General features: G+C 37.4%; 1 protein-coding gene. It reads right to left on the bottom strand.

Features of this window, described 5'->3' with window-relative positions:
- Positions 1-198: 198 nt before the first annotated feature.
- Positions 199-1,845 carry a FapA family protein gene (locus AB1414_20015; protein ID MEW6609699.1) on the bottom strand — a complete coding sequence of 549 codons (1,647 nt, stop codon included), beginning with the start codon at positions 1,843-1,845 and terminating at the stop codon, positions 199-201.
- Between the last annotated feature and the right edge of the window lie 147 nt (positions 1,846-1,992).

The following is a 1,992-nucleotide window of genomic DNA, read 5'->3' on the forward strand; positions in this document are numbered from 1 at the left end:
TTGTTTTCCACAATCAATTTCTACCTATTTCTATAAATTTCAATCTATTTCTATTATCTTATCTCCATATCACCCTTATCTCCTTATCCCCTTTCTTACACTTTTGATATATAGCCTGAACGGTTACTAATTTTCTCTCTGCGTCTCTGTGGCATCTTGCAGTGAACGATTACTCTTTTTCCCCTCTCCCCTTTTTACTCACCTACTTGCCGATTTCGGGTTTATTTCTTCTTGATACGGAGTGATTTCGATTTTTCCGCCTTTAGCGGTAAAGGTTACATATTTATATTCCTCAAAGGTATGGAGGATGGCGTTATGGATAAAGATTTTTACACCAGGATAAATGATGTTGAGTATGGCTATTCTTCCACCGCTATCAAGAGATGTTCTTTTTTGTAATGTGGTTATTTTTTCCGTTGCCTCGCGTAATTTTTCGATTAATAAATCCTGGGCTTTAAGATGGGTGGTTAATAATTCCTCTTTTTCTTCAGGCAGGTGACCATTAGTAGATGCTTTTAAGTTAAGTAATGTTTTTATGCCTAATTTTAGTTCCTGGAATTTTTTCTTATCTTCAGCAATCTCGTAGGCTAAACGGTGGATTTCTTCGCGAGATTGTGGGTCTAATCCTACTTCTAACTCAGTTGGGACTTCAGTCCATGCCCCGATAGTTTTAGCTCGTATCTCTACGCCGGCACGAACTCTACCACCCAGGATTACACCTAATCTCCCTTTTAGAATAACTTTATGTTTAGCATTGATGTAGCTATGGACAATAGATTCACTGACAATGACATCGTGATGGGAATCTATTTTACTGTGTTCTATGAATTTAGCGGATACATCCCCCAATGCATGGAGATGAGCCTCATTTTTTCCTAAAATTCCATTTCCGACATTAATATTTCTGCCAGCCTTAATGTGTGCATTTTCTATACAACCAGCGATAAATATATCTCCACCTGCCTTGACACTAAACCCACCTAAGACATCTCCATTAATCACAACCGTTCCTGGAAAATCGATATTTCCGGTGGAATAATCTACATTTCCATTGATATTATAGACCGGGTCTATATTAATTTTATCTTTGTCAAATATCAGTCGTCCAGAAATGCTTGCTTTCAATTCTAATCCATCTGGTGAAACCTCTATGTTTTTCCCTTGAGGAAAAGGGACATCTTTACCTGGTTGTGGGGGTATTAATCTGCTGGTAACCGTAATTCCTGGTTTGCCGGAAGTCGCTTTAGTTTTAACTGCAATTACTTCGTTTTGCTGGACAATATCAATTGGGCACATCTGTTTAAAATCCACCTTTCCAGCGACTTCTTCAAATTTAATCTCTTTTTGTTTTTTAAATTTAAAGGTTATTTCTGCATCTTTTCCATTTTCTGGCAGGATACCTTCTGCGACTAAAAACACCCTGTTAAATTCCTCTCTCTTTAAAACCCCGGCTAATTTATCCTCCTGTATTCCATAGACTACCTTTTGTTTAGCCAGTTCTTCAAGAATACTTTTAATGGTGATTACTTTTCCTCCTTCAGGTGGATAGAGAATGGTTAAATAGGCTTTTAATTCATCCTCACTAATTTCGACTAAGAGTATATCAACGACTGATTCAACTTGATATTCGCCAATCCTTACTGAGACACCATTGCTTAGTCGGACAGCCTCCGTAATTGCCTCGAAGTCAACATCTTTTATCCGCTCATTATCTTTAACTTGAATTAAAACTTCTTCTAAATCAACTCTTTTCCCTTCACCCAGTGGTGGATAGACCGTTAAATAAACACCCGTAGGCACTGAGGCGATTTTAAAATAACCATCAACATCATAAGGTCGTTTCATTGGTTCTCCTCTGATAAATTGTAACTATTCAGCCTCTTATAAGCCACAGAGGCACAGAGAACGCAGAGAATATAATAGAATTTACTACCAAATCCAATCTCTTCCATAAATATCTGGAATCTTAAAGGATAATTTGCAAATCCATAC

It is taken from the genome of bacterium (genome assembly GCA_040755795.1).
Lineage (GTDB): Bacteria > UBA9089 > CG2-30-40-21 > CG2-30-40-21 > SBAY01 > JBFLXS01.